We start from the raw sequence: 12,845 nt of genomic DNA on the forward strand, positions 1-12,845 counted from the left end.
CGTGGCCCGGTCGGTGACGGCGGTACGGAAAGGACTGTGCACAGGGTGAAGGGCTCTCATGCGTGAAGTGAACGAGGACACGTCGTCGTACGCCGGACAGCGGGCGGCGGGTGAGGCGATCGAGCGCGGTGACGGGGGGCTGAGCGTGGAGGCCCTGATGTCCAGGGCCGGGCTGACGTCGGCGCCCGAAGCGACCGCGACCGGTGCCCGACCCGGCGGGGCATCGGGTGCGCGTGCCGTTTCGCGCCGTGCGGACGTGGACACGGACGCCGGCGCGGGGGTGACGCCGTTCGATGCCGGTGCGAGTACGAGCCTGGGTGCGGGGCCGGGTGCGGGTGTGGGTGCGGGTTCAGGTGAGGGTGACGGCACCGGATGTGGTGCCGACAGCCGGGGCGACGCCGTGCCCGCCCCCGCCGCACCCGACGTGGACGGTCTGGCCTCCGCGATCGCCGAGGCGGCCGGCCCCTTCGTCCCCGACGGACGGCTGTCGCCCGACACCGACTTCTTCGACGCCGGAGGCACCTCCGTCGGTGCCGTGGAACTCGTCGCGGCGCTGGAGGACACACTGGGCGTGGAGATGGACCTCGACGAGGTGTTCGCCGACGCCCGGCCGCGCAGCCTCGCCCGGCGCTGGCTGGCTGCCGTCGGCGCCGCGGCGACCCCCGCGGCGCCGAATGCGTCGGAAACCCCCGCGCCCGTGGGGAGTTCGGCCCCGCCGGATCCGATACCGCGCACGTCCCCGCCCGGGACGGCACCCCGCACTCCGTCGACCGGGACGCCATCCCGTACCCCACCGCCCGGGACGGCATCCCGTACCCCACCGCCGGGGACGGCACCCCGTACCCCACCGCCGGGGACGACGACCGCCTCCTGGACGGCCGCCGACGACTCCCCCTCCTCCCCGTACGCCTCGGCCCGACCCCAAGACCTGGACCAGATCCTGGCCGACCTCGCGCTCGCCGACCGTCTGCCCTGGACCGGCCCGCCCGAGCCGATGCCGCCCCGCCGGATCCTGCTCACCGGTGCCACCGGCTTCCTCGGCGGCCACCTGCTCCTCGACCTGCTCAGGCACAGTGACGCCCACGTGTACTGCCTCGTCCGCGCCGCAGACGAGGAGGCGGCCTCGGCCCGCCTCGGCGCGGCGCTGAAGACCCACCGGCTGCCCTGGTCGTCGGAGATCCGCCGCCGGGTGACGGTGCTCCCGGGCGACATCCGGCGCCCGCGCCTGAGCCTGTCGGACGACGTCTGGAACACGCTCGCCCACGAGCTGGACAGCGTGGTCGGGGTGGCGGCGGCCGTGGACTTCCTGCGCGGCTACCAGTCGCTGCGGCAGAGCAACGTCATCGGCGCGCTGACCCTGGCCGAACTCGCGGCGACCGGGCCGCCGAAGCCGCTGCACCACATCTCCTCGATCGCGGTCTTCAACGAGGTCGGCATCGCCTCCATGGGGGAGGACGACCAACTCGCCCATGCCGACCGTCTCGTGGCGGGCTACGACCAGACGAAGTGGGCCGCCGAGGTCGCGCTGCGCAGGGCACGCGACCACGGCCTGGTCGTCACCGCGATGCGCCCCGGAGGCATCGGCGGTCACACGAGGACCGGTGCCTACAACCCGCAGGACCTCAGCAGCGGGCTCATCTCGGCCTTCGCCCGCTTCCGCACCGTACCCGCCTTCCGTTACCTGAACTCGGCGCCGGTGGACTGGGTGAGCCGGGTCGCGGCCGCCGTCGTCTGCGAACCGGACGCCTGGGGCCACGACTACAACCTGACCGGCATGCCCAACACCCTCGACGACGTCGTACAGGACATGGCGTTCGGCGGCATGCACGTACGTGTACAGGACTGGGACGAGTGGCGCACCGACGTCCTGGCCCGCCTCGAGGCCGACCCCGTGCCCGAACTGGACTTCCTGACCCGGGTGTTGCGCAGCCCCACCGCGCTCAGGCTGTGCGAGGCCACGCTGAAGGGGCCGGCGGCCACCGGTGAACGCACCGCCGCACTCGTCGAGGCGCTCGGCCTCCGGCCCCCGGCCCGCTACGACTCCCAGGCGCAGCTGAGGACGTTCGAGCGCCTCGCCGAGGACGGCCTGGCCAGGCTCCCGCACAAGGACGACCAGCCGTATCTGTGGTTCTCCGAGACGACCGAGGGCCTCGTGGGGCCTGTCGGCTCCGCCGCCGACACCCCCTGCTCGATGGCACTGACCCTCTCCATCGCGAGCATGTACCAACTGGCGGGGGAGCGGCGGGTGGACGTCGGCGGCGAGCTCATGTGCCCCGCCGTGCACGCCGAACCGCTGGTCGTGGCAGACGGGGACGTCTGGATCCGCCCCGAGGAGGGCATTCCGCGGCAGCACGGACAGCACCACCGACTCCTGCGCTACCGACTGCTGTTGCGGGACGCCGACGGCGGCCGCTGGTGGCTGGAGGGCCACAAGCACGCCCGCGCCCGCCGTGACGTGTGGCGGCAGACCCGCGCACTGCGCGTCGAGATCGGCCGGGAGGGAGAACCGGCCGCTTTCGCGGGCGAGTTGGTCGTGCCCGCGGACACCTACCTACGCGACCAGATCGACGGCATCAAGGTCGATCCGCGCCTGACCGCCCGGGAACAACGGGCCGCCAAGCTGACCTGGCTCGCGTGGTTCGGCCTGGAGATGGGCCGCGGGCTGCTCGGCCCCTTCGCCCGGGCCGCCGCGGACCTCCTCGACCTGCGCCGCACCCCGACCCCCTCGGAGCACCACCGATGATCCTCAGAACCGCCGCCTCCCGCACCCGGCAGCCGGTCCGCAAGGTCCGCACGGCCACGGCCCCGCACCCCCTCCGCCACCGCCTCGACCCGGCGGGGGTCGAGGAGATCCCCTTCACGACCCGGGACGGCGTACGCCTCGCGCTCACCCGCGTCGACAGCGGCGAGCAGGACCGGCCCGCCGTGCTGCTCCTGCACGGGCACACCGCGTCCGCCGACATGTTCCTGCTCCCGGAGACCCGCAACCTCGTCGACGTGCTGCTCGACGACGGCTACGAGCCCTGGCTGCTCGACTGGCGGGGCAGCCGCCGCTTCCCCTACAACGAGACCGGCCGGCGGTACACGTACGACGACGTCGCCCTGTACGACATCCCCGAAGCCGTCTCCCGCGTCCGTGAACGCCTCGGCGACCGGCCCCTGTTCGTGGTCGCCCACTGCGTCGGCTCCCTCACCCTGTCGCTGAGCATGACGGCGGGACTGGTGCCCGGGCTCGCGGGCGTCGTCTCCCAGGGTGTGTTCCTGACGCCGAAGCTCGCGGGACGCACCTCGCTGCGCATGACGGTGGCGGGTGAACTGCTCCGCAACCGGATCGACCACATCCCGGTCGACTTCCGCAAGGTGGGCCTGCGGTCGAAGTACACGCCCCTGTTCGCCCTCGCGTCGCGCGGGTCGGCCTGCCCGGACCCCACCTGCCAGATCCTCCACAACTCCGCCTGGGGCTCGGGTGCCTCGCTCTTCGTGCACGAGAACCTGTCCGACGCCACCCACGACCGGCTCGCGGAACTCCTCGGGCCCGCGCCCCTGTGGATCCTGCCCCACCTGCGCCGCATCGAACTGGCCCGCACGGTCGTCCGCTGGCACGACACCGACCACCGTTACCGGGCGCTGCCGCCCAACGCGCTGGACGCGGCGGCCCGCATCGACACCCCGGTACTGCTGCTCGCGGGCAGCGAGAACGGACTGTGGCTCGACTCGCAGCGGCTCTGCCACGAGGTACTGACACACCGGCAGCCGCAGCTGGACGTCTCGTACGCCGAGATCCCCGGCTACGGTCACCTCGACACGTTCCTGGGCCGGGGCGCCGCCCTCGACGTGTTCGGGCACATCCTCGAATTCCTCGGCGAACGACGGTGACGGCGGCCCGTGCGGCCGGATACCGTACCCGTCAGTAACCGGACCGCACCCAGGAGGCCCCATGCCGCAGCTCGATGTCGACGGCGCCGCGCTGACGTACGACGACGAGGGCCCCCGCGACGGCGGCGGCGTCCCCCTGGTGTTCCTGCACGGGTGGACGGCCAACCGGCACCGCTGGGACCACCAGATGGCGCATTTCGCCGAGAGACGGCGGGTGGTCCGGCTGGACCTGCGCGGGCACGGCGAGAGCGGCGGGGCGGGGGTGCGTACGATCGCGGAGCTGGCGACGGACGTCCTCGCCGTCCTCGACCACCTGAAGATCGAGCGCTTCGTCCTGGTCGGTCACTCCATGGGCGGGATGATCTCCCAGACCATCGCCCTCGCCCACCCCGAGCGGGTCGAACGCATGGTCCTGGTCAGTTCGATCAGCCGGATGACCTACAGCCGGGGGCGGGGCCTGCTCATGGCCGCGTCGACGCTGGTGCCGTTCAAGCTGTTCGTCGCCACCAACATCCAGCGCGCCTTCGCCCCGGGCTATCCGCGCGAGGAGATCCGGGAGTACGTCCGGACCTCGGCGGGCACCCCGCGCGAGGTGGTCATGACGCTGTACGGCGCCATGCGGTCCTTCGACGTCCTCGACCGGCTCGGCGAGATCCGCACCCCGACCCTCCTGGTCCACGGCTACTACGACATCCAACTGCCCGTCGGGCAGATGCTCCGGATGGCGAAGGCCTATCCGGACGCCGTCGTGCGGATCCTGGACGCCGGCCACGAACTGCCCGTGGAGAAGCCGACGGAACTCACCGCCGCGCTCGACGGTTTCGTGACCGACCGGCCGTGAGCCGGCGGATTTCCGCCGGACTCCGTGGGCCGAGGGCCGTTCAGGAGGCCCGGTAGATCCCCTCGGGCTCGTCATGCGCCAGCGCGGCGTACTCCTCGAAACCGAGGTTGCCGATGCTCAGGTTCGCGTGGATGTCGTGGATCCCCGCGGGGACGGTGCGGAAGGAGCGCCCGAACTCGGTGAGCCGCCGGTGGTCCTCGTCGTCCTCGCACTCCTCCCGCGTCAGCGTGGTGACCGCCAGCAGCGCGTGGTGCGCGGCGCGCATGGTGGTCGCGTCGGCGAGGAAGACGACCGACAGGTTCTCGTCGGCGCGGACCGCGGCGACCACGTCGTCGACGCCGGCCTCCGCCCAGGCCGGGTCGTCCACGATATGGAGACCCGCCGCGTACCGCCCGCCGCCCCCGCCGCCCCGGGGCTCCACCAGGGCGGCCGTCACGGCCCGCCAGGACACCTCGTCGTGGTAGTCCGTCCTGACGACCAGCGCATCGAATTCGTCCCGGCCGACGACGGCGGGCAACGCGTTCATGGAACGTTCTCCTCGGTGACTGCGGTGACTGCGGTGACTGCGGTGGGTCGACCGGTCGACGGTACGACGTCCACGCCGTCCGGAAGGGCAGTCGGGGCCGTCGCCCCCGCGATCGGTTCGGTACGGGCCGGCATCGGCGGGCCGCGAACGTACCGAGGCGCTCCATGGTCCCCGTTCCCCCGCCGCCAGGAACAGGCGGCGGCCAGGTCGGGCGATCACGCTCCGGAAGCCTCTACAGCAATGTGGAGGGCGGCGTGCCGACGGTGTGCCCCTCCGCCGCCGCGAACTCCGTGAGCAGCGCCGCGGCGCTCGCCACGTCGCTCGTCAGGGAGCGGTCCTCCATCGCCGGATTCAACACCGCGGCGGCCCGCGCGTAGGCGCGCCCCGCGGGGGTCAGCGGGTCGGGAACCGTACCGCGCTGGCGCAGGGCCCGTACCGCGGCCACCAGTTCGCAGCCCAGGACCAGGCGGTACGCGTCGGTGAGCCGGAGGGTCTTGCGGGCCGCCTGGGTGGCGAAGCTCGCGGCCTCCTCCGTGCCCTGTGACAGCACCACGTGTCCGAGAGCGGACGGCGCGGCACACGCCTGGACCTCGGCGACCGCCGCCGCCGCACTGTACTCGAGGATCATCATTCCCGACCCCGCCGACGCCCCGTCGGCCAAATAGGAACGGAGCCCGGTGAGTTCGGGGCGGCCGAGCCCGGAGAGCCGGGCGGCGGAGAGCCTGGCCGTGCCCAGCACGGCGAGGCACACCCCGTCGAGCGCCAGGGTGAGCGGGGCGGCGAAGAAACCGCCGTGGTGGTGCGCGACCGGGGTACCACCGGCCTCGTCCCAGCCGATCAGAGGGTTCTCCACGGCGGAGTTGAGGTCGACGGTGAGCACCTCGTCCAGGGTGCTCCACGCCTCCGTCGCCGGGCCGTGCGCCTGCGGGAAGCAGCGGAATCCGAAGGGATCCTGAACGCGCGGGGACGGCGGCCACGGCGCCCCCGAAGCGCCGAGCAGCCGTCGTACGCGCGCGGCGGCGTGCTGCGTGGGCGGATGCGGGTGCGCCAGGTGGACCTCGGGCGCGTACGCCTCCAGGGACGCGTCGATCGCGTACAGGGACAGGGCCGTCACCACGTGGGCGGCGCGCAACAGCGCGTCGAGGTCGTGACAGGCGAGCGCCGACTGCCCGAGGGTGAGGGCGTTGCTGCTCAACAGGGCGAGGACGTCCCCGCGTTCGATCCGCAGCGGCTCGGGGGGCGTTCCCCCGCCGTCCGCCCGGTCGTGTTCCCACGGGCCGTGTCCGAACAGCGCCAGTCCGAGTTCGGCCAGCGCCGTCAGATCCCCGGTGCCCACGGCCCCGTACTCGCTGACCGGTGGGTGCGCACCCGCCCGCAGGGCGCCCAGCACGGCCGTGGCGATCGCGGGGCGCAACCCCGAGCCCCCGGCCAGCAGTTGGTTGGCCCTGACCGCCATCATCGCGCGGACCTGTCGGACCGGCAGCCGCTCTCCGATGCCGCCCGCGTGGCTGAGCAGCAGTCGCAGGTCATGGCCGTCGCCGTCGTGCTCCTCGACGGTGACGCCGCGGTGCGCTCCGACACCGGTGGTGCGTCCGTAGGCCCGGGTGCCCTCCGCCGCCAGTGCCCGGGCGGCCCGGTGCGAACGCTCCATCCCCGCCAGAGTCGCCGGACGCACGGTGGCGGGCGGGGCTCCGCCGGCGATCCGGGCGACCGCGCGCGCGTCGAGACCCTGGCCCGTCAGCGCCACCTCGCCGGGTACGGCGGGCGGGGCGGCCACGCGCGGACGACCGGTGCGCGGGTCACCGGGGGGCGTTTCGGCGGTGTGCTCGAGCATGACGGACGTTCTCCTCAACCACACGGCCCCGGGCGCCCCCACCCCCGAGGTGACGGACAGCGGGCCGGAGCGGACCTCCGCTCCGGCCGGCGCGCGTCCGTCAGGACAGTCCGGCGGACGACAGCCACGTCTTGGCCACGTCCAGCGGGTCCTTGTTGTCGTTCTGCACCTGGGCGTTGAGGTCGACCAGGGCGTCCGTGTCGAGCTTCGCCGACACGGCGTTGAGGGCGGAAACCCCCTCGGAGGTGAGACCGCTCTTGTAGGCGAGCGGAGTGACGTTCTCAAAACCGAAGAGATTCTTCGGGTCCTGGAGAACGACGAACTTGTTCTTGCTGATTCCGGGGTCGGTCGAGAAAATATCCGCGGCCTGGATGTTGTTGCCCTTGAGAGCCGCGACGGTCAGCGGGCCACCCGCGTCCAGAGCCTTGAACGACTTGAAATTGAGGCCGTATTCGGACTTCAGGCCGACCAGTCCCTGCTTGCGGGTCTGGAACTCCGGGGAACCGCCGATGACCATGTCCTTGGCCGCGTCGGCGAGGTCGGCGATGGTCGACTTCTCGGTGAGGCTGTACTTCTTGGCCGTGGCCTCGTTCACCGCGACCGCGTCCTTGTCCTGGGCCTCGGAGGGGTCCAGCAGGGTCAGCTTCGCGTCGAGACCGGCGGTGATGGCCTTCGAGGTGTCCTCGACCGTCGTCGGGGCCGCCTTGGCGTCCAGGTAGGCCAGCAGAGCGCCGTTGTACTCGGGCAGAACGGTGATCGTGCCGTTCTTGATCAGGCCGTAGGTCGTCTCACGGCTCCCGATGTTGAGCTTGTAACTGACCTTGATGCCCTTGGCCTTCAGGGCCTCGCCGTAGATGTCGGCGATCAGGATGCTCTCGGGGAAGTTGTTGGAACCGACCACGACCGTGCCGCCCTTGGCGGTGTCACCCTTCAGCGGGTCCTTGCCGTCGGAGTTGTCGTCGGAGGAACCGCAGCCCGTGAGGGCGGCCGCGGCCACAACCAGCAGGGACACAGCATACGTTGCGGTCGTTCGGGTGCTTCTGGCGTGGGTCACGTTGGTCATCCAGACTTGTGCATGGGGGTCGACGGTCGGAAGGCATGGCGTGTAGTCGATCCAATCGAGCGCAGTAACGCACCGTCAAGACACGAATAGATCACCGATGGAGACCAGGCGGCTTCACCGCGTGTGCGCAACTCGCTCGAAAAGTCGGCGAATCGGACGTATCGCCGTGTCACTTTTTGGTTGATCATGGCCGTACTCTTGCGGCAACCGCTAATGTTGGCCGAGTCGGGGGACATGGTTCCACTTGCTCGGCCCGAGCGCGCTGACACGACCCGTCCACGCAGCCCGGGCTGCGGGCTTCCAATTGGGAATGAAGTCAAGGAGGTTTGGTGCCCGCGCACAGGAAAGCCGCCCGGGGGCCGCAGACCACGGCTCCCCGAATAGGCCGGACACCCTCCCTCCTCGACCGTTGGCCTTTCCGACGGAAACTCAACGTCCTGGTCATTGTTCCGTTGGCCGTTGTTTCCGCGATGATCGCGTACATCGTCTACTCCGAGATGGACTCGGCCCGTTCCGCGGCCGCGACGGCCCGTCTCGTACGGGACAGCGCACAGGTCACCAAACTCATCGACGGCGTGCAGACCGAGCACCGGCAGGCGCTCCTGGTCTCCCTGCGCCACGAGGCCGCCCGCCCCGGCGACAAGGCGTCCGACACCTCCGCGTTCCTCCAGGCGCAGCGGAAGGTCACCACCCAGGCGGAGGCCGTGCGGGCCACCTACGGCGAACGGCTGCCCGAGGCCGAGGCCCAGGCGCTCAAGGAGCTGGAGGGCCTCGACAGTCTCCGCAAGACCATCGAGCAGGGCCCGATCCCCGCGGACAACATCGACCCGGCGTACGGATCGGTGATCGAAGGCCTCATCAACGGCCTCGGACTGGGCCAGTCGGGCGGTGAGTCCTCGGAGTCCGCCGGCAACCTGCTCGACGCGCTGCTGCGTGCCGACACCGCCCACGCGTCCTTCGAGACCAGCGTCTTCGCGGCCCGCACCCGCGACGCCAACGCGCTCATCGAGTACACCGGAGCCGTCGGCGACTACGAGCAGTACACCTACCAGGCCGAGCGCTTCACCCGGTTCGCGAGCCAGGAGCAGGGTGCCGAACTCGCCTCGATCGAGCACAGCGCGTACCAGAGCGTCATCGCCCAGCACTACGCGGCGCTCCAGGTCGACCCCAGCGGTCTGGTCGCCGGGAGTCCGGCGCAGTTGCGCGCCGCGCTCCAGGCCGCGCTGACCGCCGACCCGACCTATGAGCGCCAGGCCCAGAACCGGCTGAAGATCACCGAGTCGCTCATCAACGAGATCGCCGCGGAGACCCAGTCGGCGTCCAACGACGCCTGGTGGCAGGTGGCCTGGCTGGTGGCCGCCAACCTGGCCGCCTTCGCGGCCTGGATCCTGTTCTCGGTACTGGTGCGCCGCTCCGTGGTGCGGACCGTGCGCAGCCTCACCCAGGCGGCCCAGCACGTGGCCGCCGCCGCCGAGACCGAACTCGCCCGGGTCGCCGACGACGACGCCGACGACGCGGGGCCGCCGCGACTCGAGGCCGTTCCCGTGCCGGTCCGCGACGAGATCGGTGAACTCGCCGAAGCCTTCAACCAGGTTCAGGTCACCGCGAGTGCCCTGCTGGAGCGCCAGGTCGTCAGCCGCCGCAACATCGCCGAGATGTTCGGCAACGTCGGCCACCGCGTCAGCAACCTGACGGCACGGCAACTCGCGCTGATCGACTCCGTGGAACGCGGTGAGACCGACCCCGAGGTACTGGACCGGCTCTACCGCATCGACCACATCGCCGTACGTCTCCAGCGCAACGCCGACAGCCTGATGCTGCTCGCCGGCATCCGCGAGACGGGCCTCAACTCCGGTCCCATGCGGCTCAGCAACATCGTGCGCGCCGCGCTCGGCCAGATCGAGGGCTATCAGCGCGTCACCCCGCACGCCGAGGGCGATGTCACCGTCGCTCCCGACATCGTCGGCGACCTGACGCTGATGCTCGCCGAACTCCTGGAGAACGCCGTGACGTTCTCCCCGGCTTCCAGCAGCGTCGAGGTGGTCCTGCGACCCCGGCACGGCTCCGGCGGCGGCGCCCTGATCGAGATCATCGACCACGGGCTCGGGATGAGCGCCGAGCGGCTGGAGGAGGAGAACGCCCGCCTGATCCGCCGAGAACGGCTGGACCTCGCCCCGACCGAGGTCCTCGGCCTCTTCGTGGTCGGCGGTCTCTCCCGGCGCTGGGGCATCGAGGTCGTCCTCACCCGCACCCCGGGCGGCGGTGTCACGGCCACCGTCGCGGTGCCCGCGTCCCATCTGCTGCTCGCCGACCCCACCGGTGCCGCGACCAGGGCCCCGCACATCCTGCCGCCGCCCCGCCGTTCGGGCCTCGCCGAACCGCGCCCCGCCGCCGTCGACCCTGAGCCGGGCCCCGCGGACCTGCCCCGCAGGATTCCCGCCCGCAGCCGCGCCGCGGAGTCCCCCGGACACGCGGGCCGCCAGGAACCGTCGCCCGAGGGCGGCATGGGCTACGGCGGCCCCGGCACGGCCCGGCCCCGGCCGGGCGGCGCCACGGCCCCCGAGGCACCGACCCGCCCGGGAGCCGCGGCCCGCGAGGCAGCGGGACACGGCACACCGGGCACCGCTGCCGCGGGTCCGGTACGGCAGCGTGGCACCGGCGCGGTCGGCGGCCTCGGACTGCCACCCCGTACCGCGGGCGGCGGCCTCGGCCAGTCACCTCGCGCGACGACGGAGGGTGACCTCGGAAGGCCGCCCCGTGGGGGGAGTTCGGGACGCGGCTCGGGCCCGGACCCGGCGGCGTCCGGCAGCGCCCCGGCGCGACCGGCCGAGGGCGGCGCCAGTCCGCTGCGGCGCCGCGTGCGCGGTGCGACCCTGCAGGCCACGACCGCCTCGACCCGGCTGCCCAGGCAAGCCGTCACCAACCCCAATCCGCGCCCGCCCGCCTGGCAGACCGCCGAAGCGGAAGCGGCGCGCTCCGAGATCGACGAGTTCGAGGAAGCCGTCCTGCGGGCCGAGCGTGAGAGCGCGGCCGGGTACCGGGGCGGCGGCGGACCGGCCCGTTCAGGGGGACGGCCCGACAGCTCGACCGAACACAGCACAGAGAACAACAGATCCTCATTCCCGGAAGGCATGAGCAAGTGACCATGTGGACAGGTGGACCGGACTCCGCGGCCGTGGAACCGGCGACGGACGTGAAGACCGCCGCTGCCGACTTCAATTGGCTGCTCAATCGATTCGCCACCGAGACGGCCGGGGTCGTCGACGTGATCGGCGTGTCCTCCGACGGTCTGCTGATCGCGGTGTCCCAACTGCGCGGCAAGGCGGACTCGGAGCGGCTCGCGGCCATCGTCTCCGGGATCACCAGCCTCGCCATGGGCGCGTCGGGCAACTACGGTCTCGGCGGGCTCAACAAGGTCATCATCGACCTGGAGGAAGGCCACGTCCTGGTGTCCGCGCTGGGCGCGGGCGCGGTGCTCGGTGTGGTCGCCTCGAAGGAGGCGAAGCTCGGCAACATCGCGTACGAGATGACCCTCTTCGCCAACCGCGCCGGCGCCGCCCTGAGTCCGCAGCTGGTCATGGAGCTCAAGAACACCGTGGGGATCGCGCCGACCCGTTGACGGTCGGCGGGGGCGTCGCGAAGGCCGCGACGACCCGCGAGGTGAAGGGTGAGGACGTGATGACGGCCGGCGAGCCAACAGCCGCCGACGACGGCGCGTGGGGTGTGGAACCCCCCGCGTCGGTCGTCCGGCCATTCCTGCTGACCGCGGGACGGATCGCCGGAGGTGACAGCCTGGTGCCGCCGATCCCGATCGAGACACAGGTCGTCGCGACCGAACTCGGTCTGGCCACGCTGGAGGCCTTCGTCTTCGACCAGCACCGCGACATCATCACGGTCTGCCGCCAGCCGCAGTCACTGGCGGAGATCGCGGCGAAGCTGCGGATGCATTTGAATGTGATCAGGGTGCTCGCCGACGATCTGCGCGCCGACGGTCAACTGGCCTTGTACGCACCGCAGGCCGAATCCGCCCGCGACGCCACCGTATTGCGAAGGGTTATCGATGGTCTCCGAGCTATCCCCGACTCCCGGGGCGCGATCCGTGAGCGCTGACACCGAGGCGTCCCGGCCGCCGATGCCGGTCAAGATGGTCATCGCGGGCGGCTTCGGCGTCGGCAAGACCACCACGGTGGGCGCCATCTCCGAAATAGAACCGCTCACCACCGAGGCGTCCATCACCTCGGTCGCCGCGGGCATCGACGACCTCTCCCACACCCCGGAGAAGATGACGACCACCGTCGCCATGGACTTCGGGTGCGTCACGCTGGATCCGACCCTGAAGCTCTACCTGTTCGGCACGCCCGGACAGGAACGCTTCGGGTTCATGTGGGACGACCTGGTCGAGGGCGCCCTCGGCGGGCTCGTCATCGTCGACACCCGCCGGCTCGACGACTGCTACGCGGCCGTCGACTACTTCGAGCACCGCGAGATCCCCTTCGCGGTGGCGGTCAACGCCTTCGACGGCAAGGTCGAGCACGACCTGAACGACGTACGGTGGGCGCTCGACGTCGGCGAGCACGTGCCGCTCACCGTGTTCGACGCCCGCGAGCGCGGATCGGTGCGGGACGCGCTCCTCGTCGTCCTCGAACACGCCCTGGCCACCGCGGAGAAGTGACGGTCCGGGAGTGACGGCACGAGAAGGGGGGAC

Annotated in this window: 10 protein-coding genes; 7 read left to right on the plus strand and 3 right to left on the minus strand. The window is 71.7% G+C overall.

The features are described 5' to 3' along the window. Positions 1 to 58: 58 nt before the first annotated feature. The 3 genes from OG199_RS37085 (at position 59) to OG199_RS37095 (ending at position 4,717) form a co-directional block, all read left to right on the plus strand. Positions 59 to 2,743 carry a thioester reductase domain-containing protein gene (locus OG199_RS37085; protein ID WP_405833194.1) on the plus strand — a complete coding sequence of 895 codons (2,685 nt, stop codon included), beginning with the start codon at positions 59 to 61 and terminating at the stop codon, positions 2,741 to 2,743. After that, a complete protein-coding gene (locus OG199_RS37090; protein WP_405833196.1) occupies positions 2,740 to 3,876 on the plus strand; it encodes an alpha/beta hydrolase in 1,137 nt (378 codons plus the stop codon). Before OG199_RS37085 ends, OG199_RS37090 begins: the two co-directional genes overlap by 4 nt. A 61-nt stretch (positions 3,877 to 3,937) precedes the next feature. Further along, positions 3,938 to 4,717 carry an alpha/beta fold hydrolase gene (locus OG199_RS37095; RefSeq protein ID WP_401801785.1) on the plus strand — a complete coding sequence of 260 codons (780 nt, stop codon included), beginning with the start codon at positions 3,938 to 3,940 and terminating at the stop codon, positions 4,715 to 4,717. A 40-nt stretch (positions 4,718 to 4,757) separates the two neighbouring features. On the opposite strand, the gene OG199_RS37100 is transcribed toward OG199_RS37095, so the two are convergent. The 3 genes from OG199_RS37100 to OG199_RS37110 form a co-directional block, all read right to left on the minus strand. Beyond that, positions 4,758 to 5,243 (minus strand): DUF6924 domain-containing protein, encoded by a 486-nt coding sequence (locus tag OG199_RS37100; protein WP_356800969.1) that lies wholly within the window; start codon positions 5,241 to 5,243, stop codon positions 4,758 to 4,760. A 232-nt stretch (positions 5,244 to 5,475) separates the two neighbouring features. Continuing rightward, positions 5,476 to 7,077, minus strand: a complete 1,602-nt coding sequence (locus tag OG199_RS37105; protein ID WP_405833199.1) for an aromatic amino acid ammonia-lyase — start codon at positions 7,075 to 7,077, stop codon at positions 5,476 to 5,478. Positions 7,078 to 7,177: 100 nt separating this feature from the next. Next, positions 7,178 to 8,140, minus strand: a complete 963-nt coding sequence (locus OG199_RS37110) for an ABC transporter substrate-binding protein (protein ID WP_405833201.1) — start codon at positions 8,138 to 8,140, stop codon at positions 7,178 to 7,180. Positions 8,141 to 8,592: 452 nt separating this feature from the next. On the opposite strand from OG199_RS37110, the gene OG199_RS37115 reads away from it, so the two are divergent. From OG199_RS37115 to OG199_RS37130, 4 genes are read left to right on the plus strand one after another with little or no spacing between them, the layout of a single operon-like run. Next, positions 8,593 to 11,283, plus strand: coding sequence for an ATP-binding protein (locus OG199_RS37115; protein ID WP_405833202.1), 2,691 nt, complete (start codon positions 8,593 to 8,595; stop codon positions 11,281 to 11,283). 2 nt (positions 11,284 to 11,285) lie between these two features. Beyond that, complete coding sequence (locus tag OG199_RS37120) at positions 11,286 to 11,759, plus strand: roadblock/LC7 domain-containing protein (RefSeq protein WP_356800997.1); 474 nt, start codon at positions 11,286 to 11,288, stop codon at positions 11,757 to 11,759. 59 nt (positions 11,760 to 11,818) lie between these two features. Next, complete coding sequence (locus OG199_RS37125; protein WP_266705695.1) at positions 11,819 to 12,250, plus strand: DUF742 domain-containing protein; 432 nt, start codon at positions 11,819 to 11,821, stop codon at positions 12,248 to 12,250. Beyond that, positions 12,201 to 12,812 carry a GTP-binding protein gene (locus OG199_RS37130; RefSeq protein WP_401801796.1) on the plus strand — a complete coding sequence of 204 codons (612 nt, stop codon included), beginning with the start codon at positions 12,201 to 12,203 and terminating at the stop codon, positions 12,810 to 12,812. The genes OG199_RS37125 and OG199_RS37130 overlap by 50 nt, the downstream gene beginning before the upstream one ends. The last annotated feature ends 33 nt before the right edge of the window (positions 12,813 to 12,845 follow it).

Origin of the sequence: Streptomyces sp. NBC_01176 (assembly GCF_045039825.1) — a bacterium.
In the GTDB taxonomy this organism is placed as follows: domain Bacteria; phylum Actinomycetota; class Actinomycetes; order Streptomycetales; family Streptomycetaceae; genus Streptomyces.

Coding starts and splice junctions, on each gene's coding strand:
- OG199_RS37110 (WP_405833201.1), bottom strand. CDS start 8,140: ATGACCAACGTGACCCACGCCAGAAGCACCCGAACGACCGCAACGTAT.
- OG199_RS37120 (WP_356800997.1), top strand. CDS start 11,286: ATGTGGACAGGTGGACCGGACTCCGCGGCCGTGGAACCGGCGACGGAC.
- OG199_RS37105 (WP_405833199.1), bottom strand. CDS start 7,077: ATGCTCGAGCACACCGCCGAAACGCCCCCCGGTGACCCGCGCACCGGT.
- OG199_RS37085 (WP_405833194.1), top strand. CDS start 59: ATGCGTGAAGTGAACGAGGACACGTCGTCGTACGCCGGACAGCGGGCG.
- OG199_RS37090 (WP_405833196.1), top strand. CDS start 2,740: ATGATCCTCAGAACCGCCGCCTCCCGCACCCGGCAGCCGGTCCGCAAG.
- OG199_RS37125 (WP_266705695.1), top strand. CDS start 11,819: ATGACGGCCGGCGAGCCAACAGCCGCCGACGACGGCGCGTGGGGTGTG.
- OG199_RS37130 (WP_401801796.1), top strand. CDS start 12,201: ATGGTCTCCGAGCTATCCCCGACTCCCGGGGCGCGATCCGTGAGCGCT.
- OG199_RS37095 (WP_401801785.1), top strand. CDS start 3,938: ATGCCGCAGCTCGATGTCGACGGCGCCGCGCTGACGTACGACGACGAG.
- OG199_RS37100 (WP_356800969.1), bottom strand. CDS start 5,243: ATGAACGCGTTGCCCGCCGTCGTCGGCCGGGACGAATTCGATGCGCTG.